Genomic DNA, 23,583 nt, shown 5'->3' on the forward strand with positions numbered 1-23,583 from the left:
AGAGGGTGAAACTGTGACCGAACGCCATAAAGAATTGGACTATCTTCCCGACAACATTGAAATCATTGCCACCACCGATGCGCCGATGGCGCATTGGCTGCTGCGTGCCGCGCTTTCGGCGACATTTCTGTTCCACGGGCTTGGCAAGCTGGGCGATCCTGCGGCCACGGCCCAGAATTTTGGCCTGTCGCCCGAGATTCTGACCGTCGCCGCCATGGTGGAACTGACCGCCCCGGTTGCGCTGTGTCTGGGCGGTCTGATGACCAGCCAGTTGGGCGATCTGATGACGCGCCTTGGCGGCCTGTGCGCCATTGCGGTGCTGATCGGTGCGATTTCCGTGGCACATTGGGGGCAATGGAGCTTTGCGCCAACCGCCACCCATCCGCTGGGTGGGATGGAGTTTCAGGTGACGCTGATTGCCATCGGCATGTACTTTGTTTTCAGAGGTAACAGCGTCTGATCCGGCTTGCCGGTTCAGGGGAACTTTGGTGTGATCGCTGCGACATGGCAGGACAAGGTCAGCAAACCGGGCTACTGTTGGCCCATGCGCCTGACTGTTGCATCTCTTCTCACGGTCCTTGGCGGGCCGGCAGTGTGCTGCGATCTGGCACTGGCGTTGGCGGTGGATGTGTCCGGATCGGTGGATGCACAGGAATATCGCATCCAGATGGACGGTCTGGCCGCGGCTTTGCGCGATGGGGTCATTTCCGAAGCTCTGGTGCGCGGTCGGGCCGAGGTCATGCTGGTGCAATGGACCGGGTCCAGCCGCCAGCAGATCACCGTCCCCTGGATGCGGATCGACAGCTTTGCCGCGCTGGATCAGTTCGCCGACCGGGTCGCCGCCGATAACCGGATCTGGCGCAACTATTCCACCGCCATCGGCGAGGCGCTGGCCTTTGTGATGCCCGCCTTTCAGCAGGTCGGCCATTGCAAACGTCACCTGATCGACATTTCCGGCGATGGGCTGTCCAACGAAGGCATTGCGCCGACTGCGCTGCATCCCGGCCTGAAACGAGCGGGAATCACTGTCAACGCCATCGCCATCGAGGCCAGCGAATCGGATCTCACCGCTTATTTCTACGAGAATGTGATTGTGGGCGAGGGGGCGTTTGTGGTCCCGGCCCGCAGCTTTGCCGAATATCCCGCGCGGATCCGCAAGAAACTGCTGCGCGAAGTCACACGTCAGACCGCCCGGGGCTTTGTACCGGGGCAATGACGCGCCCGAATGCCGGGCAACATGATTCGCGCCCAATCCTGTGATCACAGGTTGCCGCGCTGTGATCACAGACCGTGTGATTTGTGCCGAACCGCGCCAAAAAACCGCGCCTTGATATGTGCGATGCGGGTGACAGCGGCTGAAAAAGGTATAAAAACAAGCCAGCGCTGACCGCAAAAGGAGTTGTCATGGCCGATGTGAACCGGGGCAAACGCCCGCTTTCGCCACATCTCACGATCTATCGCCCCCAGTTGACCTCGCTGACATCGATCCTGACGCGGATCACGGGCAACGCCCTGCTGCTGGCTGCAATGCTGATCGTCTGGTGGTTCCTTGCCGCTGCAACTTCGCCCGAAGCCTTTGCGCTGGCCGATGCGGTCATCACCTCGTTCCTTGGCGATCTGATCATGACCCTGTCGCTGTGGGCGCTGTGGTATCACCTGTTGGCCGGTGTGCGGCACCTGATCTGGGACAATGCCATCGGCCTGGACATCCCCACCGCCTATAAACTGGGCTATGCGGTCATCGGCGGCTCGGTCGTCCTGACTCTGCTGACCCTCGTCGTCATCGCGTAACGGAGACGTATCAATGAATTACCTCACCGACCGCAAACGCGCCGTGGGCATGGGCTCGGCCAAATCCGGGGTCGCCCATTTCTGGGCCATGAAGGTCAGCTCGGTCGCGCTGCTGATCCTGATTCCGCTGTTTGTCTTTACCTTCGGTCCGATGCTGGGCGCGCCGCATGACGCGGTGATCGACCATTTCTCACGGCCGTTCCCCGCGATCGTCGCCGCGCTCACCATGATCGTGGGCTTCAAGCATTTTGCCGATGGCGCGCAGGTGCTGATCGAGGATTACGTGCACGGTCTGGCGCAAAAGGTGCTGATCATTGGCGTGATCTGCCTGTCCTACGCCGCAGCGGCAACCGGCCTGTTTGCCATAGCGCGTATCGCGCTTTGACTGCTATCGCGCGCATCGCGCTCTAACCCGCAACGAAAGACGCTGACACATGGCTGCTTACGAATACGAAACACATGAATATGACGTCGTTGTGGTCGGGGCCGGCGGTGCCGGTCTGCGCGCCACCCTGGGGATGGCGGAACAGGGGCTGCGCACCGCCTGCGTGACCAAGGTGTTCCCGACCCGCAGCCATACCGTGGCCGCCCAGGGTGGCATTGCCGCCTCGCTGTCCAACATGGGTCCGGACAACTGGCAATGGCACATGTTCGACACCGTCAAGGGCAGCGACTGGCTGGGCGATACCGACGCGATGGAATACCTTGCTCGCGAAGCGCCCAAGGCGGTCTACGAGCTGGAGCATTACGGCGTGCCGTTTTCGCGCACCGAAGAGGGCAAGATCTATCAGCGCCCGTTTGGCGGGCACACCACCGAATTCGGCGATGGTCCCCCGGTGCAGCGCACCTGTGCCGCCGCCGACCGCACCGGCCATGCCATCCTGCACACGCTTTATGGCCAAAGCCTGAAGAACAACGCCGAATTCTACGTCGAATATTTCGCCATCGACCTGATCATGTCCGACGACGGGCAATGCCAGGGCGTCGTCTGCTGGAAGCTCGACGACGGCACCATGCATGTCTTCAACGCCAAGATGGTCGTGCTGGCCACCGGCGGCTATGGCCGCGCCTATTTCAGTGCCACATCGGCGCACACCTGCACCGGTGACGGTGGCGGCATGATCGCTCGCGCGGGTTTGCCGATGCAGGATATGGAATTCGTTCAGTTCCACCCCACCGGCATCTACGGCTCGGGCTGCCTGATCACCGAAGGCGCGCGCGGCGAGGGCGGGTATCTGACCAATTCCGAAGGCGAGCGGTTCATGGAGCGCTACGCGCCCAACTACAAGGACCTTGCCCCCCGCGACTATGTCAGCCGCTCGATGACGATGGAAATCCGCGAAGGCCGCGGTGTCGGCGCCGAAGGCGACCATATCCACCTGAACCTGTCGCACCTGCCGCCCGAAGCCTTGCACGAACGTCTGCCGGGCATCTCGGAAAGCGCGCGTATCTTTGCCGGGGTCGACGTGACCAAGGAACCGATCCCGGTGATCCCGACGGTGCATTACAACATGGGCGGCATCCCGACGAACTATTGGGGCGAGGTGGTGAACCCGACGGAACAGGACCAGAACGCCGTTGTTCCCGGCCTGATGGCCGTGGGCGAAGCAGGCTGCGCCTCGGTGCATGGTGCCAACCGTCTGGGCAGCAACTCGTTGATCGACCTTGTGGTGTTTGGCCGCGCCGCCGCGATTCGTGCCGGCAAGGTGGTGGACGCCGATGCGCCCAACCCGACACTCAATCAGGCCTCGGTGGATGCGGCGTTTGATCGCTTTGACAGGCTGCGCAACGCAAATGGGGGTGTGCCGACAGCGGAACTGCGGCTGGAAATGCAGAAATGCATGCAGGCTGACGCCGCCGTGTTCCGCACCTCCAAAACCCTGGCCGAGGGGGTGCAGAAGATGGACACCATCGCCGCCAAGCTGGATGACCTCAAGGTCACCGACCGCAGTCTGGTCTGGAACAGCGACCTGATGGAGACTCTGGAGCTGACCAATCTGATGCCCAATGCGCTGGCCACCATCGTCGGGGCCGAGGCCCGGCATGAAAGCCGGGGTGCGCATGCGCATGAAGACTTTGCCACCCGCGACGACGAGAACTGGCGCGTGCACACCATCAGCCGGGTCAACGGCAAGGATGTGACGCTGGCGCATCGTCCGGTTGTGGTCGACCCGCTGACCACCGAGGCCGAGGGCGGCATTGCGCTGAAGAAAATCGCCCCCAAGGCACGGACGTTCTGAGGCGCGCGAATTGGCACCGCACGCAAGCATATCCACGGGCCGGCGGCTGATCCTCCATCTGGGTGTTCAGAAAACCGGCTCGACTGCGCTGCACCATATGCTGGGGCGCAACGGGGCGGCCCTGGCCGACCGGCTGACTGTGCTGACCCCGACCAAAGGGTCCGTGACCCGCGATCTGGGGCGTGCTGCGACCCGGTTCAGCCTGACCCCCAATGCCAAGACCCGCACAGCGCTGGCCGAAACCGCGCGTCAGTTGCGCGATCAACTGGCGGATGGGACCACGCCGGTGCTGATCAGCCACGAAAACCTGCCCGGCGCGATGCTGGGTAATGGTGGCACCAATACGCTGTATCCGCATCTGGAAACGATTGTCACCGTCCTGACAGACGCTTTTGCGCCGATGGACTGTGACTTTGTGCTCTACACCCGCGACATGGCCGACTGGAAACACAGCGTTTACGGTCAGGCGGTGCGTTCGGACCGGTACGGCAAACCACTGGCGGATTTTCTGGCCGAAACCGCCGGTTGCGGTACATGGGATGATCTGTGCCAGCGTCTGATCGGCCATCTGGGGGCGGAGCGGGTTCGCATCTTCCGGGTCGAGGACGAAACCGACCCCACGCGTCCCGGCAGCCAGTTGTTGCGCCACGCCGGGCTGACCGCGGACGACATCGCCGCACTGAAACCACAACGGGCGCGCAGCAATCCGGCCCTGAACGCCGGGGCGCTGGAATTCCTGCGCCTGCTCAACACTCTGGGTCTGGAAAGGCCGGCGCGCCGCCGTGTCGCCGATCTGGTCACCGCCCAGCATTCCCTGTTTGTCTCGGAGCCCGCATGATGCCCGCCCCGTTCCCCCAATTTGCGTCTTTGACTGCAAAACCCGCCATTCCCCAGGAGGCAACCCAATGGTCCAACTGACTCTGCCGAAAAATTCGCGGATCACCACCGGCAAAACCTGGCCCAAGCCCGAAGGGGCCACCAATCTGCGCAAGGTGCAGATCTATCGCTGGAACCCGGACGACGGTCAGAACCCCCGCGTCGACACCTATTTTCTCGACATGGACAAATGCGGCCCCATGGTTCTGGACGCGCTGATCAAGATCAAGAACGAGATCGACCCGACCCTGACCTTCCGCCGCTCGTGCCGCGAAGGCATCTGCGGATCCTGCGCTATGAACATCGACGGCATCAACACGCTGGCCTGTATCTATGGGCTGGACGAGATCAAGGGCGACGTCAAAATCTATCCGCTGCCCCACATGGAGGTGGTCAAGGATCTGATCCCGGACCTGACGCATTTTTATGCCCAGCACGCCAGCATCATGCCCTGGCTGGAAACCAAGACCAATCGCCCGGCCAAGGAATGGAAACAGTCCATCGAAGACCGCAAGAAACTCGACGGTCTCTATGAATGCGTCATGTGCGCGTCGTGCTCGACATCCTGCCCGTCCTACTGGTGGAACAGCGACCGCTACCTCGGTCCCGCCGCCCTGCTGCATGCCTATCGCTGGATCATCGATTCGCGCGACGAAGCCACCGGCGAGCGTCTGGACGAGCTGGAAGATCCGTTCAAGCTGTACCGCTGCCACACCATCATGAACTGTGCCAAGACTTGCCCCAAGGGGCTGAACCCGGCGCTGGCGATTGCTGAAATCAAAAAGATGATGGTCGAACGCGCCGTCTAGCCCCGGTTCAACGGGCAAATGGCGATGATCAGCGACGAATTCTATATCGCGACGGCCCTGGCCACACTCGCCGGGGCCTCGATCCCTATTGGCGCGGCCCTGTCCACCTATGACCGCTTTCTGCCCGGTTGGCTGCAGGAAGAGTTCCGCCATTCGGTTGTCGCCTTTGGCGGCGGTGCGTTGATGTCGGCGGTGGCGCTTGTGCTGGTGCCCGAAGGGGCGGCCCGCCTGGCGATCGCGCCGACGCTGGTGTGGTTCGCACTGGGCGGGCTGGCGTTCTTTCTCATCGACCGGACGCTTGCAGCCAGAGGTGGCCACGCGGCGCAATTTCTGGCGATGATGCTCGATTATGTACCCGAGGCGATGGCCCTGGGCGCGTTGCTCGCGGACAACCTGGAGCTGGCCATCCTGATGGCGGTGCTGATTGCACTGCAGAACCTGCCCGAAGGGTTCAACGCCTTCCGCGAAATGGCCCAGGACGGCGGAGCCTCGCGCATGAGGCTGCTGGTGCTGTTCGTGTTCATGGTGCCGATCGGTCCACTGGCGGCGCATCTTGGGCGCACCTATCTGGCGGATCATCCGGCGCATCTGGGGGCGGTGATGATGTTTGCCAGTGGCGGCATCCTGTACCTGCTGTTCGAAGATGTCGCTCCGCAGGTGCCGCTGGAACGCCACTGGGCTCCACCCCTTGGCGCGGTGGCGGGATTCGGTCTGGGGCTGGCCGGTCACATGATGGTGGTGTGACCATGGGCGCGCCGGCCCTTCGGATCACGCATGGCTGCATTGTCCAATCATCGGGTGCAAATTGTGTGAGCAAGGACTAAATTGGCGTTGGGGAGGGACAACACCCCTCGGAGAGACCCATGAACACCCTGACAAAGCTGCCCGACGTCAAGGCCCGCGAAGCTGTTGAAGCGCTGGAGCAGGCCTATGCCTATTACACACCCAAAGCCCCCACACCGGATGCCAGAAAGGCTCAGGTGGAATATTACGAATATGCTCCGGCGGCCTGACCCAAGCGGCCTGCGGATCGGGCGGGCGGCGCAATGCTGTTCCTGCTGATCCCGCTGGGCATCGGTCTGCTGTTCTGGGTTTATCTGAGCCGTCGCGGCAGCAGCTTGACCCGCAACTGCCGGTGGCGCGCCGATCGCGCCGCTGGCCCCGGTCGATATAGCTGTGCCAGCTGTGGCGGGCAGACCCGGACCGACAATGGCACCCCACCGCGTCATTGTGTGGCGCGCGTGCCACGCAATTCGGACTGAGGCCCCGGAACGCATAAAAATTGAAACAGGCCAATTTTCCCTCTTGATTGGAATCGCGTTTGGCCCGATATGCGCGAATAAGACGCCAACGCACGCGCCTCTGTCCCCAGGGTTAGCCCCCATGGTTACGTAGCGACGGTAACGTCTCTGAATAGAAGTGAGCGGTCATATATGGCCGGGTCTGTTGGAGATGACCATGAACGCTATCGTAACCGATTTGTCGGCAGCCGCACGTATTGCGCCCGTCGCCCCTCTGAACCGTATCGAGACCTTCCTGCAAACCGCCCGGTTTGAGCGTCCGACGCTGGTTCTGGACATCGCGGCCGTGGCCCGCCAGTTCCGCGCCCTGCAGGCCGGTCTGGGCCGTGCGCAGATCCACTATGCCGTCAAAGCCAACCCGCAGCGCGAAATCATCGAAGAGCTGGTGAATCTGGGCTCGGGCTTTGATGCCGCGAGCCGTGCAGAAATCGAACTGTGCCTGTCGCTGGGTGCGGATGTCGATCACATCTCTTTCGGCAACACGATCAAACGCGCTTCGGATATTGCATTTGCCTATCACGCCGGGGTCACCCTGTTTGCGGCAGATGCCGAGGAAGAGCTGGAAAAGATCGCCGAGCATGCGCCCGGCTCCCGCGTCTATATCCGCTTGATCGTCGATGCGTCTCAGGCCGACTGGCCTCTGTCGCGCAAATTCGGCTGCGCGCGGGATAAGGCGATCAAGCTGCTGGATATGGCGGTCGAACTGGGTCTGGACCCGGTCGGGTTCTCGTTCCACGTCGGCAGCCAGACCCGGCAGGCCGAAATGTGGACCACAACCCTGGATCAGGTGGCGCAGATCTGGTTTGACGCCAAAGCCGCCGGTCACCACCTGACCCTGCTGAACATCGGCGGCGGTTTCCCTGCGTTCTACGGCGAAGAAATCGAATCGCCCACCCCCTATGCCGCCAAGGTCATCGACCTGATTACCCAGCGGTTCGGCGACGTGCCGCAGATCATGGCCGAACCGGGCCGGGGCATGGTGGCCGAAGCTGGCATGATCGCCGCCGAAGTGCTGCTGGTCAGCCGCAAGTCGGACAGTGATCTGCACCGCTGGGTCTATCTGGACATCGGAAAATTTTCGGGGCTGGCCGAAACCATGGACGAAGCGATCCGCTATCAGTTCGTCACCGACCGCGATCACGAGAGCACCGGCCCCTGCATTCTGGCCGGTCCGTCCTGTGACAGCGCCGACGTGCTGTATGAAAAACGCCCCGTGGCTCTGCCGCTGGGTCTGCGGTCGGGTGATCGGGTCCTGATCCGCAACTGCGGTGCCTATACCTCGACCTACGCCTCGATCGGTTTCAATGGCTTCCCGCCGCTGGACATCGTGGTGATCTAAAACGGGTCCGGGTCAGCAGGAATCGCCTGGGGCTCTACAGCGAGAAGATCTGGCAGGGCAGGGGTTTCCTTGCCCGCCCGTCTGGCGCACTCTCGGGATCAGACATCCACGGAGCGTGCCAGATGCCCTTTGATCCCCCCGCAGATGCCGACTCTCGTCGCGCCATTCCGCCCGTCATCTGCTATCCTACCGACGACTTGCCGCACCCTGATCTGGCGCTGTACCGGGCCGCCCGCGCGGACGCGGTCAGGACCGGCGAAGTGCTGGTGCCGCCTCGCACCGCCGCCTGTTTCACCGTACCGGCCGGGCATTTCTTTCGTATCACCAGTGTCCAGGGGCCGCAGGTCGGCGATCTGAACCTGTGGAATGCGAGCGATCTGACCGAGCGGTTCTATTCCGGCAAGACCCGCGCCCTGCACGGCACCCACCTGACCACCGGCCAGCGCATGTGGAGCAGCTTTCCCCATCTGCGGCCCATGGCCACCATCGTCACCGACACGCTGGATTGGTACGGCAAGGACGCATTTGGCGGGTCGGTACATGACGTGATCGGCACCCGTTGCGACCCCTATACCGGCAACCTGCTGTCAGGCGGGCAATATCATCACTGTTGCCATTCCAACCTGACCCGCGCCCTGGCGGATCATCTGGAGATTTCTCTGGAGCAGGCTGAACTGCATGTGCACGACGTTCTGAACGTGTTCATGTGCACCGGCTTTACGCGCGACACCGGCCAGTATTTCATGAAGGCCAGCCCGGTACGTCCGGGCGATTATCTCGAACTCTTTGCCGAGATCGACCTGCTGGGTGGCCTCAGCGCCTGTCCAGGTGGCGATTGCAGTTCCGAGCATTCCAGCGATACGGCATCCTGCCATCCGCTGCTGGTCGAGATTTTTGCACCGTCCGCCGATGCGCTGACCGGATGGTCCCGCCCGCCAGCCAACGGATATGACCGCTCGCACGGGCGATGATGCCGGGGCGGATGGGCGGCACGCTGCGTAGGTACGGCGTATGTACGGGGTATGTAGGCTTGGCACAGGGCGGATTTCCTCCCCGCCCTGTGCCGCTGTTTATGTGTTGAACGCAGCCGTCAACGCAATCTCGACCATATCGCCGAAACTGGTTTCGCGCTGATCCGAAGGCAGTGCTTCACCGGTGATCAGGTGATCGGACACCGTCAGAACCGCCAGCGCACGACGTCCATAGCGCGCGGCCAAAGTGTACAACTCCGCCGCTTCCATCTCGACGCCCAGAATACCGTGACGCACCATTTGTTCATTCAGATCGGGACGTTCGTCGTAGAAAACATCTGACGAATAAATCCCGCCGACATGGGTTTTGGTGCCCCGTTCCTCAGCGGCGGTCACGGCGGCGCGCAACAAAGACCAATCCGCACAAGGCGCGAAATTGAACTCTTTGAAGATCCCCCGCGACGGTGTCGTCACCGTGCTGGCCGTCATCGCCACGATCACGTCCCGAACCGCGACATGATCCTGCATGCCGCCACAAGATCCTATCCGAATCAAGGTCTTGGCATCGTAGTCCCGGATCAGTTCGTTGACATAGATCGACAGTGACGGCATTCCCATACCGCTGCCCTGGATGGTTACACGATGCCCGTTCCACGTACCGGTGAACCCCAGCATCCCACGCACCTGATTGACCAGTTGTACATCGCTCAGAAAGGTTTCCGCAGCCCATTTCGCGCGATAGGGATCGCCGGGGAGCAGCACCGTTTCTGCAATGGCACCCTGCTCGGCGCCGATATGAATTGTCATGGATTGGCTCCGGTGTGATCAGATTTCCAGATCGGAAATCTTGACGCCCTTCGCCAGTGCATCGTGAATCCATTTCGGTTTGCGCCCGCGGCCCGACCAGGTTTGCTCTGGGTTTTCGGGATTGCGGTACTTTGGCATGGCTTTCAAAGCTTTTGCGGTGCCGCGCACCTTTTTGTCACTGGACAGCTCATCAAGCGAGAAACCGTATTCCGCTGCGGCCATTTCGGCGGCTTTAAGAGCCTCCCGGCGTTCGCGAAGCTCAGCATCTTTCAGAGCCTTGTCGATATCTTTTTTAAGCTGGTTCAGATCCTTGCGCGACATTGACTTCAGATCAATTGCCATTCGTCGTTCCTTTTTTTGTTCCGCAACGGGCTAGTTCTACCCCGCTACAGAGCATAGTAACGTTTTTTTCAATTATATCAGTGCCATTTTTCGCCTATTGGCAAAAATCGACCTATTGAGCGGCAATCGCCTTTGGATCGGCCAAAGATACGATATCCATCATGATCGTGTTCAACTCAAAATCCTTGGGCGTGTAAATCTTGGAAATGCCAATTTCCATCAACCTTTGGGCGTCATCATCTGGAATAATTCCACCCACGATCACCGGAATCCGAGATAGTCCCGCTTCGTTCATTCGCATCACCAATTCCTGAACCAAAGGAATATGGCTTCCGGACAGGATCGAGAGACCAACGACATGTGCATTTTCGGATATCGCCCTGGCAACAATTTCTTCGGGCGTCAGGCGAATTCCGTCGTAAGATATGTCCATGCCACAATCGCGTGCCCGAAACGCGATCTGTTCGGCACCGTTGGAATGACCGTCCAGCCCTGGTTTGCCGACCAGAAACTTCAGCCGACGGCCCAACCGATCGCTGACCGCGTTGACCGCTTCCCGAATTTCGTCCAGGCCTTCGGTCTTGTTTGACGGCGATCCGGAAACACCGGTTGGCCCACGATAGGTGCCGAAAACCTGCCGCATCTGTTCGGCCCATTCGCCGGTGGTCGCACCGGCCTTGGCGGCGGCAATCGACGGTTCCATCACATTTGCGCCACTGGCGGCGGCTTCGCGCAGCGTTCGCAAGGCTGCGGTGACCGTTGTATCGTCGCGCTGCGCGCGCCAGGCATTCAGTCGGTCGATCTGCTCTTGTTCGACTGCGGGGTCTACAACCATGATCCCACCGTCCTCGCTCATAAGGGGCGAGGGTTCGGTGGTGGTGAACCTGTTCACACCGACAACCGTGGTTTCCCCTGCCTCGATCCGGTTCAGACGGTCGGCATTGGATTCGACCAGCCGCGACTTCATGTATTCGATGGCAGAGATCGCGCCGCCCATGCTGTCCAGATTGGCCAGTTCGGCCCGCGCACCCGCCTTGAGTTCCTCGACCTTGGCATCTACGGCAGGATTGTTGTCAAACAGGTCGTCGAATTCCAACAGATCGGTTTCATAGGCCAGGATTTGCTGCATCCGCATCGACCATTGTTGATCCCAGGGGCGTGGCAGACCCAATGCCTCGTTCCAGGCGGGCAATTGCACAGCGCGGGCACGGGCATTTTTGGACAGGGTGACTGCCAGCATCTCGATCAGAATGCGATAGACGTTGTTTTCCGGCTGCTGCTCGGTCAGACCCAGAGAGTTGACCTGTACCCCATAGCGGAAGCGGCGCATCTTGGCATCGTCTACATCATAGCGGGTTTCGCAGATTTCATCCCACAGATCGACAAAGGCGCGCATCTTGCACATTTCGGTCACGAAACGGATGCCTGCGTTGACAAAAAATGAAATACGGCCAACCAGCATTGGGAAATCCTGGGCGGGCACGCGGGGACGCAATTCGTCCAATACGGCGATTGCGGTTGCGAGCGCAAAGGCCAATTCCTGTTCCGGCGTCGCGCCGGCCTCTTGCAAATGATAGGAACACACGTTCATCGGGTTCCATTTAGGGACGTTCGTATAACAGTATTCGGCTACGTCCGCGATCATCTTGAGCGACGGCTTGGGTGGGCAGACGTAAGTCCCCCGGCTTAGGTATTCCTTGATCAGATCGTTCTGAACCGTACCTTGCAGTTTGCTGATGTCGGCGCCCTGTTCTTCTGCGACCGCAATATAGAGAGCCAGCAGCCAAGGTGCCGTGGCATTGATCGTCATCGACGTGTTCATCTGTTCAAGCGGGATTTGATCGAACAGCGCGCGCATATCCCCGAGATGCGCCACCGGAACGCCGACCTTGCCGACTTCGCCGCGTGACAGGGTGTGATCGCTGTCATATCCGGTCTGTGTCGGCAGATCGAAGGCGACCGACAGGCCCGTCTGGCCCTTGGCCAGGTTGCCGCGGTACAGGGCGTTGCTGGCCTGCGCAGTGGAATGACCCGCATAGGTCCGGATCAGCCATGGGCGGTCTTTCTGCATCTGCGTCATTTCGAGCCTCGCGAGTCACTTGAGCAATAATATTACGTCACAGACGTCTAAACAGAAATTTTCGGCATATGTCAATTCGCTGCGTCGCGGCATCCGTGGTGGTTGAAAACATTGTGAGCCGTTCCGTTTACTGTCAAGTTGCGTGAATGACGCAATCCGTGGAAATACCCCTTTGGCTGCTGATGCTGATCCTGGGCTTTGCCCTGATAGCGGCATTGGACAAGGTGATGATTCCTTCGGTGCGGTGGTTTTTCCGCCGCAGGCTGGAGCGCGTTGTGGCGCGGGTGAACCAAAGGCTGGAGCGTCCGATCCAGCCGTTCAAGTTGGCGCGCCGGTACGACATGATCCAACGGCTGATTTATGACCCCATGGTCAGTCAGGCGGTCAGCGATCATGCGCGCGCGCAAGGCATTCCCGAAAGCGTCGCGTTTGAGGAGGCCGGCCGCTATGCGCGAGAGATCGTGCCCTCGTTTTCCGCCTCGGCCTATTTCGGCTTTGCCATCCGGGCGGCGCGGTTTCTGTCGAACGCGCTGTATCGCGTGCGTCTGGGCCATCAGGACGAAGCCGGCCTGAAGGCCATTGATCCCGAGGCGACTGTGATCTTTGTCATGAACCACCGCAGCAACATGGACTACGTGCTGGTGACCTATCTGGCTGCGGAACGGTCCGCCTTGTCCTATGCGGTGGGGGAGTGGGCGCAGGTCTGGCCGCTCAGCGGGCTGATCCGGGCAATGGGGGCGTATTTCATTCGTCGCAAATCGCGCAACGAACTGTATCGCAAGGTTCTGGCCCGCTACGTCAGATTGGCCACCGACGCAGGGGTGACCCAAGCGATGTTTCCCGAAGGAGGGCTGAGCCAGTCCGGGGCGCTGATGCCGCCAAAACTGGGTTTGCTGAAATACATCGTCGATGAGTTTGACCCCGAAGGCCGGGATGTCGTCTTTGTGCCGGTTGCGCTGAACTATGACCGCGTGCTGGAAGATCGTATTCTTGTGGCGGCCGCCAGGGACCCCAAGGGGCGGTTCAAGGCAAGTATTGGAGTAGTGACCGGCAAGGCTCTGAAGCAAGTGTGGTTGCGTGCGACCGGGCGCTATCACCGGTTTGGCTATGCCGCCGTCAGCTTTGGCAAGCCGGTGTCTCTGCGGGCGGTTGTCGCGCGTGTGGACGGGGATCCAACTGTGCCGCTGGCGCGGATGTTGATGCGGGATATCGGTGCCATCGTGCCGATTCTGCCTGTACCTCTGGTGGCGTGGCTCGTTATGCAGAACGGGCCTATGACGCGTGAAGAGATTGAATTGGGATTTGCGAAGGTTTTGAACATGAGCCCGGATGCCCACACGCATCTGCCCCGTAACAATCGGGTCTATGCGGTCGAGGTGGGAGTGCGCCAGCTGGTAGAGCGAAAGATCCTGAGATCAGAGCGGGGCCGGTATGTTCCGGATGCGGGGCAGGTGGACATTCTGCGCTTTTATGCCAATTCGATCCGTCATCTCATGCCCACCCCGGCCAAGGTGGATTCTGCGGTTGCGAAGGATTATTCTGCGGTTGCGAAGGATTATTCTGCGGTCGCAGGGTCATAAAATTACCAAATGGGGCGGATTGCTGTTGCAATATTGCGTGGCTGTTCATATCCCAATCTGATAAATGTGATTCTGCATCGCAGCGACCACGAGCATAAAGGAGGCCAGCATGGCTTTGGACACCAACAGCGACATTGCCCCCTACGAGGCACCTGAAAAGGACCTGTATGAAATTGGCGAACTGCCGCCCATGGGCTATGTTCCCAAGCAGATGTATGCATGGGCCATTCGCAAGGAACGCCACGGCGAACCCGACACGGCAATGCTGCAAGAGGTCGTGGAAGTGCCGACGCTGGACAGCCATGATGTGCTGGTTCTGGTGATGGCCGCAGGCGTAAACTATAACGGGGTTTGGGCCGCATTGGGAAAACCAATCAGCCCGTTTGACGGCCATAAACAACCTTACCACATTGCCGGTTCCGATGCCGCAGGCATCGTCTGGGCGGTTGGCGACAAGGTCAAGCGCTGGAAGGTTGGCGACGAGGTCGTGGTGCACTGTAACCAGGACGATGGCGACGATGAAGAATGCAACGGCGGCGATCCGATGTATTCGCCCAGCCAGCGAATCTGGGGATACGAGACGCCTGACGGATCGTTCAGCCAGTTCACGCGGGTGCAGGCGCAGCAGCTGATGCCGCGGCCCAAGCATCTGACCTGGGAAGAGGCCGCCTGCTATACGCTGACGCTTGCCACGGCCTATCGCATGCTGTTTGGCCATGAGCCGCACGATCTGAAGCCCGGGCAGAATGTTCTGGTCTGGGGGGCGTCGGGCGGGCTGGGCTCGTATGCGATCCAGCTGATCAATACCGCAGGGGCCAATGCGATCGGCGTGATTTCGGATGAGAGCAAGCGCGACTTCGTCATGGATCTTGGTGCCAAGGGTGTGATCAACCGGCGCGACTTCAAATGTTGGGGTCAACTGCCCACGGTCAACACGCCGGAATATAACGACTGGCTCAAAGAAGCGCGCAAGTTTGGCAAGGCGATCTGGGACATCACCGGCAAAGGTGTGAACGTGGATATGGTCTTTGAGCATCCGGGCGAAGCAACCTTTCCGGTGTCGACCCTGGTGGTCAAGAAGGGCGGCATGGTTGTAATTTGCGCCGGCACCTCGGGGTTCAACCTGACCTTTGACGTGCGGTACATGTGGATGCATCAAAAGCGGCTTCAGGGCAGCCACTTCGCCCATCTCAAGCAGGCCAGCGCTGCGAACAAATTGATGCTGGAGCGACGGCTCGACCCTTGCATGTCCGAGGTGTTCTCTTGGGCCGACCTGCCACAGGCGCATATGAAGATGCTGCGAAACGAGCACAAGCCCGGAAACATGTCAGTATTGGTGCAATCGCCAGTCACGGGCTTGCGCACCATCGAAGAAGTGCTCGACGCCGGCAACTGAAGCCTTTGTTAAGATAAGCTGACCACACTGCAAACGCCCGCGAATCACTTCACTGTGTCGCGGGCGTTTCGGCATGAGATGCCCGGTTTTGTAATATCAGGGGCTTGCGATTACCTTCCTCGCTGTTTCTGGGGAGTGGAAACCAGCGAATTTCCTAACATATCCGCTCGTGGTAGAGTTGTGTTAATCTTTCGTTAACTACTCCGGGGCGACTCTGATGATGCAAAATGACTGGATACTGGACGTTCTGGCGGACCTCAAATCATTTGCCTCTGCAAATGGCTTGGGTGCCTTGGCCGAACAGCTGGATGACACCACGCTGATCGCCGCCGCTGAAATCGCGTCCCAAAAGGAAGAGGCGCGTGCGCAACTAAATGGCGAACACGGTCAACTTGGATCAAATATTACAGGACTTGGACGCCACCAGCGCGCTTGAGGATCTGCAAGACATCATTGTGGCGCTGCGTGATGCCTTTCGCGTCGATCACATGGTGTATCATTGGGTAGACAGCGCAGGCGACCAATACGGCTGCGGAACATATTCAGATGAATGGAGAGACCGCTATGTCGTACAAAACTACCATCGGATCGATCCGGTTATTATCGGCTGTTTCCAACGGTTCCATCCGGTAGATTGGAAGCGGCTGGACTGGTCCAGCAAGGCGGCGCGGCACTTTCACACCGAAGCATTGGCGTATGGTGTCGGCAACCAGGGTTTTTCCATTCCGATCCGCGGACCAAACGGGCAATTCGCGTTATTTACGGTCAGCCACAATTGTGAAGACGCAATCTGGGCAGACTTTACCGAGGCGCACGGTCGGGATTTGATCCTGATTGCACATTTCTTCAACCGCAAGGCGCTCGAATTCGAAAAGACCCGGCAACCGGAACAATCCCGAGCGCTGTCCCCGCGCGAAGTGGATGCGATGACGTTGCTGGCGATGGGCTACAGCCGGGCACAGGTTGCCGACACGCTTTCGATCTCAGAACACACACTACGTGTCTACATCGAAAGCGCCCGGTTCAAGCTGGGCGCATTGAATACGACCCACGCCGTAGCCCGTGCAATGAGCCGCGGGTTAATCGTGGTTTGACCCGCCGCGCGGGCTGCTGACGCTATGTTAACTATCTTTGTCCTACCTTTGTTCTCAGCCAGGACGACAAGGGGACATGATCATGCTGCGCTATATTTATGCAAACGACCTTCACAATCATCCGAAACTTGCGCGTACTATGTTTGAAGACCGGGCCGACCAGTTCAAGACACGGTTGGGGTGGGATGTTGATATCGATGCCAAGGGGCAGGAAAAAGACAGCTACGACCGGTTGAATCCGTTGTATGTTATCTGGGAGCAGCCCGATGGCAGCCATGGCGGTTCGATGCGCTTTCTGCCGACGACAGGTCCGGTGATGGTAAACGACGTGTTCGGGCATTTGACCGGTGGGACCACCATTTCAAGTCCGTTGATCTGGGAATGCACGCGCTTTTGCCTGTCGCGCAAAGCCGGTTCAAATGTTGCCGCCGCCTTGATGTTGGCAGGGGGGGAAATCATGAACGGGTTTGGCGTTCGCCACTTCGTCGGCGTATTTGATGCACGGATGGTGCGGATATATCGCCTGATAGGATCTTCGCCCGAGGTGTTGGGCAGCGATGGCGAAGGGCGCGACAAGATCAGCGTTGGCCTGTGGGCCTTTTCACCCGAAGCCAAAGCCCAAATCGCCCGCCGTGCTGGCATATCGCCCGAACTGTCCAAGCTGTGGTTTAGCCGAGCGTTTGGGGCGTCGATGAGACAGCAGTTTGCAATGACGGCGTGATCCAGACCAAAAACGTCTGTGACATCTGGTGAACCGATAAGCGCGGTTGTAGGGTCTTGTCATGACCGCGCCAAAGCTGACCTTTTCAGAAGACCAGGCAGCCGCCTACGACAGCGTGGCTGACTTGGTGCGGAACGCGGGAATCGATCTGGACAACAGCCTGCTTGCGCCACCGCGCGACAGTGGCTCGGGCGTCATGGCGCTGGTTGGCAAGGCGGGGTCAGGAAAAACCTTGCTGCTGGCCGAACTGTACCATGCTTTGCAAGCGGCTGGCGTCGAGATCGTGTCCGGCGATTTCGAAAGCCGCCGCCGCAAGGACAAACGCACGCTTGCGATTCTTGCTCCGACCAACAAGGCCGCCAGCGTTTTGCGTTTGCGGGGCGTGCCGGCCACCACGATCCACCGGATCCTCTATACTCCGGTCTATGATCCGGAATACGAGCGAATTGCCGAATGGTTGGCGAACAACGGCGAGCGGCCCGACATCGAAGCCCTAACGGACCAGGCGTTGGATCGTGCCGCTGCGTTTTATGCCAACAACAAGTCGATTCCAGGGGCCTTGGCTGCTGCAGGATTGCGCGGTTCCGATTTCATTACCGGTTGGAAGCGTCGCGAAGACCCGCTCGATATCGGGTTCGTCGACGAATCATCAATGCTGGATGACCGCCAGTTCGAGGATTTGAAAGACATTTTCCCAACGCTGGTTCTGTTCGGCGACCCGGCGCAGCTTGCTCCGGTGAACCAATCGGGAAGCATGGTGTTTGACAGCCTTCCGGGCGAACGCAAACTGGAACTGCACCGGGTGCATCGGCAGGATGCGGATAACCCGATTCTGGATCTGGCACACGCTTTGGCCGACCCGCAACTCGAGTTCCACGATTTTGAACGGATGGTCGAAGAAACGGCCGGTCGCGACGACAGGGTAGTCTGGGGCCAACGGGTCGAAGTCGATCTGATGGCGCGCAGCCCGGTTCTTGTCTGGCGCAATGCCACGCGCATCAGGCTGATCAATGCGTTTCGAACCGTTCACGGGGCACCCGAAGATGCGCTTCTGGAAGGTGAGCCGCTGATCTGCGACGGGATCGAACTGCCGCTGAAACACCGTAAGAAACGGCTCGACCTCGAGGCGCGCGGGCTGATCAAAGGCGCTCAGGTTGTCTATCTTGGTTCGGGGAAGCGGTCGGGTTTTTCCCGTCTGCACGTCATAGGAGCCGAGGACCCGCAGGTCAGCGCGGCCTCGATTGTCAAAATAGAGATGCCCGACGAAGAAGAACCTTTTATCCCCTATGCAGCGCGCATGGGCGCAACCTTTCTGCACGGTGCGGCCGTTACGATCCACAAGGCGCAGGGCTCGCAATGGGACACGGTACAGGTGTTTGCGCCAGACCTTTTTGTCGCCGCACGCATGGGGCGGGTCGAGGCGGGCCAACCGCTGTGGAAACGATTGGCCTATGTCGCGATTACCCGCGCGCAGGAGCGGCTCATCTGGGTTGTACGCAATAGGCTGTCAAAGCCCACGCACGGGCTGCGCGTCGATGATCTGCGCAGTGTTGCCGCGCCGTCCTTGACCCTAGATGTGGAAGAACAATGAAGTCCGTTTTGATCACCGGAGCCAGTTCCGGTATTGGCCGCGCGACAGCAGAATTGTTTTTGGACCGGGGCTGGCGGGTCGGCGCTTTGGCGCGCAGCGCTGCGCCGCTGCAGAAATTGGCAGACCGATTTCCCGAGGCGATTCCCCTCGTCGCGGATGTAACCGACCCGGACGCGGTTGCGGCGGCGTTCGACTCGTTTGTGGACAGGGTCGGGCGTCTGGATCTGTTGTTCAACAATGCCGGAATCTTTACGCCGTCAGGGACGATCGACGAAATAGACATCGCGGACTGGTACGCAGCGGTGAACGTAAACCTGAACGGGATGTTCTTGTGCGCACGTGCCGCCTTTGCCGTGATGCGGACCCAGACCCCACAGGGCGGGCGCATCATCAACAACGGATCGATTGCCGCCCATGTGCCGCGTCCCGGCTCCATACCCTATTCGGCCACAAAACATGCGATTACCGGCCTGACCCGCAGTCTGTCGCTGGATGGGCGCCCGTTCGATATTGCGTGTGGCCAGATCGATATCGGCAATGCCGAGACACCGATGGTGGAAGCTTTGAACGCAAGAAAACTGAAGGCCGACCCGCAGGCGGAACCGGATCCCACGATGTCTGTGCGGGACGCGGCAGAATCGGTGCTGCACATGGCTAGCCTACCGCTGAACGCGAATGTACAGTTCATGACGGTGATGGCGACCAAGATGGCCTATATCGGACGAGGGTAGACGCACATTGTCCTGTCGGGCGACAGTACTTAGCTGCGCAACAACCGAAATGCTGTGGATGCCCCCCAACCGGCCGCAATGGCGATGGCCAGAGACAATAGGCCATAGACCAGCGGTTGTTCGCGGGACAGGCTGAACAGCCAGCGTTCCAACCCGACCTTGCGGACGTCTATGCGGGTCGAGTATTCCGACACCACGTTGCCGTTGCGGGTCAGAAAGATGCGGGTATCATAGTCGCCTTCGGTCAGATCCGCCGGCATCTTGAGCGCGGTGCGAAACAGGGTCTGTTGATCCAGAGCGACCTGGCCTTCGAGCTGCTGATAAAGCCCCGCTTTGCTGCGGATCCGGATGACGGCATCCGTAAAGCTGGCTGAATCGGAGATCGTCGCAGGGGCACCAACCGCGCGGATCGCCCGATTGATGGAGATCCCGTGCCGCAGGTCTTCGACATTGCTCAGGACCTCCGAGAACGGTCCGGTCGTGGCAACCGCATAGAAGCTGGGCGCGCGATCGACCTCGACCGCATCGGTGTTGACCCAGATGCCAAATTGTTTCGACTTGCGCCGAACCGTGATCGGATGGGATGGTCCGGCCACTGTTATGACCACTTGCAACGGGGCATCCGTGGGAATGGGTTCTTCGCGTTTGACCGCACCAAAAATCAGGATCTCGGATCCGTCAAAGCTGGTCGTGATGGCGACCTTGTCTTTGCTCAGACCTAGCACCACCTCTTCGGCGGCAAGGGAAACGGGGGTCATCAATACTGCCAGCCACAGAACGAGGCGCATGATCACATGCCTCCGGAAGTTGCCAGCGAGTAAAGCTCGCGAGGTTGCAGCAACAGGTCCAGGGCCAGCTTGCCGCAGACGACCAACACCATGAGGGCCAGCAGGACCCGCAGTTGTTCCGCCTTCATCCGCAAACCGATCTGCGTTCCGACCTGGGCGCCGATCACCCCACCGATCAGCAGCAGCAGAGCCAGAATGACGTCCACGGTAAAATTCGTTGTGGCGTGCAGCAGGGTGGTAAAGGCGGTTACAAAAATAATCTGGTACAGGGATGTGCCGACAACAACTTTGGTCGGCATGCCCAGAATATAGATCATCGCCGGCACCATGATAAAACCACCGCCGACGCCCATGATCGCGGCCAGGACGCCGACCAGCAGACCAACGCCCAACGGCGGAATGACCGAGATATACAGACCCGAGGTGCGGAACCGCATCTTGAACGGCAGCGCGTGAACCCAGGTCCGCTGGCGGCGGACATACGGGGTCTTGCCCCCCGCCTTGCGGCTCTTGCGGATGGCGTTCAGGCTTTCGACGAACATCAGCGCGCCGATGATGCCCAAGAAGACGACATAGCACATCTGCACCAGAAGATCGACCTGACCCACGCTTTTCAGATAGTTGAACACGACGATGCCCAGAGCCGCGCCAATCAGGCCACCGATCAGCAGCACCGTGCCCATTTTCAGGTCGACGGTCTTTCTGCGGAAATGCGCGAGTACACCGGAAATCGACGAGGCGACGATTTGATTTGCGCCGGTTGCGACGGCGACGGCGGGGGGAATCCCGATGAAGAACAGCAACGGCGTCATGATGAATCCGCCGCCGACACCGAACATGCCCGACAATATGCCAACTAGCCCGCCCAGCCCAAGAACCAGGAACAGGTTCACTGAGACTTCTGCGATGGGGAGATAGATCTGCATGATCCTTGTTAGCCCCCTCTAACGTCCAAAATCAACCACGGATGCTGCCATGCAGCAGCAACCCAGCTGGCCTGTGATGGAATACGGGCAATTCAGCTTAGCGTTCTTTCACATAAGGTTCGCCGCCGGCGCGCGGAGGGATCGCCTTGCCGACAAATCCGGCCAGGATAACAACCGTCAGAATGTACGGAAGGGCATCCATCACCTGAACCGGGATCACGAAACTGCCCAGGTGGATGTTCTGATACCGCAGGGCGACGGCCTGCAGAAAACCGAACAGCAAACAGGCGTAAAGCGCGTGCCAGGGCCGCCACTTGGCAAAGATCAGCGCGGCCAAGGCGATGAAACCGCGCCCGGCCGTCATGTCCTTGACGAACCCGGCTTGCAGCGCCGTGGCCAGATAGGCCCCTGCAATGCCGCACAGGACACCGCAGATTGCAACGGCGGCGTAACGCAAACCGACCACGGAAACGCCCGCGGTATCGACTGCCGCGGGGTTTTCCCCGACCGCGCGCAGGCGCAGACCGAAGCGGGTACGAAACAGAATCCACCAAGTCAGCGGAACGGCGAGAAAAGCGGCGTAAACCAGGATCGAATGTCCGGAGATCAGCTCGGAATACACTTGCTGGACCACGTTGGTTTCGGAAATCAATTCCGACAAGGGCCGACCGTATGCCGCGGCGTCCGACGGGCCGATGGCAAAAGGCAACTCGATGCCGCCAAAGCGTCCCTGCGTCAGCAAGGACGGGGTGCGCCCGCCCTGCTTGAACCAGTCCTGCGCAATCAGAACCGTCATGCCGGCGGCCAGGAAATTGATCGCGACGCCGGAAATCAGCTGGTTGCCGCGAAAGGTGATTGAAGCCAACCCGTGCAGTGCCGCCAGCACCAGCGAGGCGACGATTCCGGCCAGCAGGCCCAGCCAGACAGAGCCGCTGATGGCGGCCACGGCGGCGGAAAAGAAGGCTGCGGCAAGCATCTTGCCTTCGAGCCCGATGTCAAAGATCCCGGCACGTTCGGAAAACAGACCGGCCAGACAGGCCAGCAACAGCGGCGTTGCCAGACGTATGGTGCTGTCCAGCACCTGGATGATCGTCAGAAAATCCATCAGCCGCTCCTTTTACGCAGCCACAGGAACAACCGCTCCAGAGGCATCCGTACCATATTGTCCAGCGCGCCGGTGAACAGGATCACCAGCGCCTGAATGACCACGATCAGCTCACGCGGGATGGTCGTCCACAGGGCCAGCTCTGCGCCGCCCTGATACAGAAAACCGAACAGGATGGCGGCCAGGAACACCCCGAACGGGTGGCTGCGCCCCATCAGGGCCACAGCGATGCCAATGAACCCGGCGCCTTCGGTGGCGTTCAGCACCAGACGCTCGGCTTCACCCATCACGTTGTTGATCGCCATCAGCCCAGCCAATCCGCCCGAGATCAGCATCGCGATCATGGTGATGCGAAAAGGCGAGATACCGGCGTACAGCGCTCCGGTTTCGGAATGGCCATAGGCGCGGATTTCATAGCCCAGACGGGTGCGCCAGATCAGCAGCCAGACCGCCACGCAGGCCAGAACCGCCACAAAAAACGTGACATTGACCGGAGCCCCACGAAACAAGGCGGTTTCAGCGGTCGAGAACATGTCCTGAAACGATGGCAGGTGCACCGCGTCGGGAAATCGTTGGGATGCGGGGTCCATCGACCCCTTGGGCCGCATCAGGTTGACCAGGACATAATTCAGAACCGCCGCGGCAATGAAATTGAACATGATCGTGGTGATCACGATGTGGCTGCCCCGACGGGCTTGCAGATAGGCGGGGATGGCAGCCCAGGCCGCCCCAAACAGGGCACCGGCGAGGCTGGCAAAGATCAGGGCCAGCGACCAGTGCGGCCAGGGCAGATAGATACAGACGAGGGCAACGCCCAGCCCGCCAAGCATTGCCTGACCTTCGCCGCCGATATTGAACAGGCGGGCGTGAAAGGCGACCGAAACCGCAAGCCCCGTAAAGATGAAATTGGTGGCATAATACAGCGTATAGCCCCAGCCATAGGTGGACCCCAGCGCGCCCTCGACCATCAGTTTGACGGCGGCAATCGGGTCTTCACCGATGCCGATGATGACCAGCGCGGACAGGATCGCCGCCAGCAGCAGGCTGATCAGCGGGATCAGAACCACGTCGGCCCATTTCGGCATCACTTCCATG

At 60.0% G+C, this 23,583-nt stretch carries 26 protein-coding genes; 19 read left to right on the forward strand and 7 right to left on the reverse strand.

Going from position 1 to position 23,583, the window contains the following annotated elements; genetic code table 11:
• The first annotated feature begins 13 nt into the window (after positions 1-13).
• The 12 genes from NANH_RS26545 to NANH_RS0118005 all read left to right on the forward strand — a co-directional run bounded on the left by NANH_RS26545 (position 14) and on the right by NANH_RS0118005 (position 9,327).
• On the forward strand, positions 14-460 hold the full coding sequence (locus NANH_RS26545; protein WP_036050026.1) for a DoxX family protein: 447 nt from the start codon (positions 14-16) through the stop codon (positions 458-460).
• 84 nt (positions 461-544) lie between these two features.
• The gene (locus NANH_RS0117955; protein ID WP_027263310.1) at positions 545-1,216 is read left to right on the forward strand and encodes a DUF1194 domain-containing protein; all 672 of its coding nucleotides are present in this window, start codon (positions 545-547) and stop codon (positions 1,214-1,216) included.
• 188 nt (positions 1,217-1,404) lie between these two features.
• A complete protein-coding gene (gene sdhC / locus NANH_RS0117960; protein WP_027263311.1) occupies positions 1,405-1,791 on the forward strand; it encodes a succinate dehydrogenase, cytochrome b556 subunit in 387 nt (128 codons plus the stop codon).
• 13 nt (positions 1,792-1,804) lie between these two features.
• Positions 1,805-2,176, forward strand: a complete 372-nt coding sequence (sdhD, locus tag NANH_RS0117965; protein ID WP_027263312.1) for a succinate dehydrogenase, hydrophobic membrane anchor protein — start codon at positions 1,805-1,807, stop codon at positions 2,174-2,176.
• A 49-nt stretch (positions 2,177-2,225) separates the two neighbouring features.
• A complete protein-coding gene (gene sdhA, locus NANH_RS0117970) occupies positions 2,226-4,031 on the forward strand; it encodes a succinate dehydrogenase flavoprotein subunit (RefSeq protein WP_027263313.1) in 1,806 nt (601 codons plus the stop codon).
• Between the two features lie 10 nt (positions 4,032-4,041).
• Entirely contained in the window at positions 4,042-4,869 is an 828-nt protein-coding gene (locus NANH_RS0117975) for a hypothetical protein (protein WP_027263314.1), read from the forward strand.
• A 67-nt stretch (positions 4,870-4,936) separates the two neighbouring features.
• Positions 4,937-5,716, forward strand: a complete 780-nt coding sequence (locus NANH_RS0117980; protein WP_027263315.1) for a succinate dehydrogenase iron-sulfur subunit — start codon at positions 4,937-4,939, stop codon at positions 5,714-5,716.
• A gap of 24 nt (positions 5,717-5,740) precedes the next feature.
• The gene (locus tag NANH_RS0117985; RefSeq protein WP_175543416.1) at positions 5,741-6,460 is read left to right on the forward strand and encodes a ZIP family metal transporter; all 720 of its coding nucleotides are present in this window, start codon (positions 5,741-5,743) and stop codon (positions 6,458-6,460) included.
• Between the two features lie 119 nt (positions 6,461-6,579).
• Complete coding sequence (locus NANH_RS28960) at positions 6,580-6,729, forward strand: hypothetical protein (protein ID WP_169730250.1); 150 nt, start codon at positions 6,580-6,582, stop codon at positions 6,727-6,729.
• Positions 6,730-6,762: 33 nt separating this feature from the next.
• Positions 6,763-6,978 carry a hypothetical protein gene (locus NANH_RS0117995; protein ID WP_027263317.1) on the forward strand — a complete coding sequence of 72 codons (216 nt, stop codon included), beginning with the start codon at positions 6,763-6,765 and terminating at the stop codon, positions 6,976-6,978.
• 196 nt (positions 6,979-7,174) lie between these two features.
• Entirely contained in the window at positions 7,175-8,356 is a 1,182-nt protein-coding gene (locus tag NANH_RS0118000) for a type III PLP-dependent enzyme (protein ID WP_036050951.1), read from the forward strand.
• Positions 8,357-8,478: 122 nt separating this feature from the next.
• The gene (locus NANH_RS0118005) at positions 8,479-9,327 is read left to right on the forward strand and encodes an urea carboxylase-associated family protein (protein WP_036050036.1); all 849 of its coding nucleotides are present in this window, start codon (positions 8,479-8,481) and stop codon (positions 9,325-9,327) included.
• Between the two features lie 99 nt (positions 9,328-9,426).
• On the opposite strand, the gene deoD is transcribed toward NANH_RS0118005, so the two are convergent.
• The 3 genes from deoD to NANH_RS0118020 form a co-directional block, all read right to left on the reverse strand.
• Complete coding sequence (deoD, locus tag NANH_RS0118010; protein WP_027263320.1) at positions 9,427-10,134, reverse strand: purine-nucleoside phosphorylase; 708 nt, start codon at positions 10,132-10,134, stop codon at positions 9,427-9,429.
• Between the two features lie 18 nt (positions 10,135-10,152).
• Entirely contained in the window at positions 10,153-10,476 is a 324-nt protein-coding gene (locus tag NANH_RS0118015; protein ID WP_027263321.1) for an H-NS histone family protein, read from the reverse strand.
• Positions 10,477-10,588: 112 nt separating this feature from the next.
• Positions 10,589-12,556: a protein meaA gene (locus NANH_RS0118020; protein ID WP_027263322.1), complete on the reverse strand. Its 1,968-nt coding sequence runs from the start codon at positions 12,554-12,556 to the stop codon at positions 10,589-10,591.
• Between the two features lie 146 nt (positions 12,557-12,702).
• Between NANH_RS0118020 and NANH_RS0118025 the strand changes: the two genes are divergently transcribed.
• The 7 genes from NANH_RS0118025 to NANH_RS0118055 all read left to right on the forward strand — a co-directional run bounded on the left by NANH_RS0118025 (position 12,703) and on the right by NANH_RS0118055 (position 19,669).
• Positions 12,703-14,136: a 1-acyl-sn-glycerol-3-phosphate acyltransferase gene (locus NANH_RS0118025; RefSeq protein WP_027263323.1), complete on the forward strand. Its 1,434-nt coding sequence runs from the start codon at positions 12,703-12,705 to the stop codon at positions 14,134-14,136.
• Positions 14,137-14,245: 109 nt separating this feature from the next.
• Positions 14,246-15,532, forward strand: coding sequence for a crotonyl-CoA carboxylase/reductase (gene ccrA, locus NANH_RS0118030; RefSeq protein WP_027263324.1), 1,287 nt, complete (start codon positions 14,246-14,248; stop codon positions 15,530-15,532).
• A 217-nt stretch (positions 15,533-15,749) separates the two neighbouring features.
• Positions 15,750-15,968, forward strand: coding sequence for a hypothetical protein (locus NANH_RS28965; protein ID WP_036050039.1), 219 nt, complete (start codon positions 15,750-15,752; stop codon positions 15,966-15,968).
• Positions 15,907-16,626 (forward strand): helix-turn-helix transcriptional regulator, encoded by a 720-nt coding sequence (locus NANH_RS0118040; RefSeq protein WP_027263325.1) that lies wholly within the window; start codon positions 15,907-15,909, stop codon positions 16,624-16,626. Before NANH_RS28965 ends, NANH_RS0118040 begins: the two co-directional genes overlap by 62 nt.
• 82 nt (positions 16,627-16,708) lie before the next feature.
• Complete coding sequence (locus NANH_RS0118045) at positions 16,709-17,347, forward strand: acyl-homoserine-lactone synthase (RefSeq protein WP_027263326.1); 639 nt, start codon at positions 16,709-16,711, stop codon at positions 17,345-17,347.
• Positions 17,348-17,408: 61 nt separating this feature from the next.
• Positions 17,409-18,938, forward strand: coding sequence for an ATP-dependent DNA helicase (locus tag NANH_RS0118050; RefSeq protein WP_027263327.1), 1,530 nt, complete (start codon positions 17,409-17,411; stop codon positions 18,936-18,938).
• A complete protein-coding gene (locus NANH_RS0118055; protein ID WP_027263328.1) occupies positions 18,935-19,669 on the forward strand; it encodes an SDR family oxidoreductase in 735 nt (244 codons plus the stop codon). The genes NANH_RS0118050 and NANH_RS0118055 overlap by 4 nt, the downstream gene beginning before the upstream one ends.
• Before the next feature lie 29 nt (positions 19,670-19,698).
• Here NANH_RS0118055 and NANH_RS0118060 read toward each other — a convergent pair whose 3' ends face one another.
• The 4 genes from NANH_RS0118060 to NANH_RS0118075 form a co-directional block, all read right to left on the reverse strand.
• A complete protein-coding gene (locus tag NANH_RS0118060) occupies positions 19,699-20,457 on the reverse strand; it encodes a TIGR02186 family protein (RefSeq protein WP_036050042.1) in 759 nt (252 codons plus the stop codon).
• A gap of 2 nt (positions 20,458-20,459) precedes the next feature.
• Complete coding sequence (locus NANH_RS0118065; protein WP_027263330.1) at positions 20,460-21,383, reverse strand: sulfite exporter TauE/SafE family protein; 924 nt, start codon at positions 21,381-21,383, stop codon at positions 20,460-20,462.
• Between the two features lie 97 nt (positions 21,384-21,480).
• Complete coding sequence (locus NANH_RS0118070) at positions 21,481-22,488, reverse strand: ABC transporter permease (protein ID WP_027263331.1); 1,008 nt, start codon at positions 22,486-22,488, stop codon at positions 21,481-21,483.
• Positions 22,488-23,582: an ABC transporter permease gene (locus tag NANH_RS0118075; RefSeq protein ID WP_027263332.1), complete on the reverse strand. Its 1,095-nt coding sequence runs from the start codon at positions 23,580-23,582 to the stop codon at positions 22,488-22,490. The genes NANH_RS0118070 and NANH_RS0118075 overlap by 1 nt, the downstream gene beginning before the upstream one ends.
• Position 23,583: the final 1 nt, after the last annotated feature.

It is taken from the genome of Sedimentitalea nanhaiensis DSM 24252 (assembly GCF_000473225.1).
GTDB classification, from domain to species: domain Bacteria; phylum Pseudomonadota; class Alphaproteobacteria; order Rhodobacterales; family Rhodobacteraceae; genus Sedimentitalea; species Sedimentitalea nanhaiensis.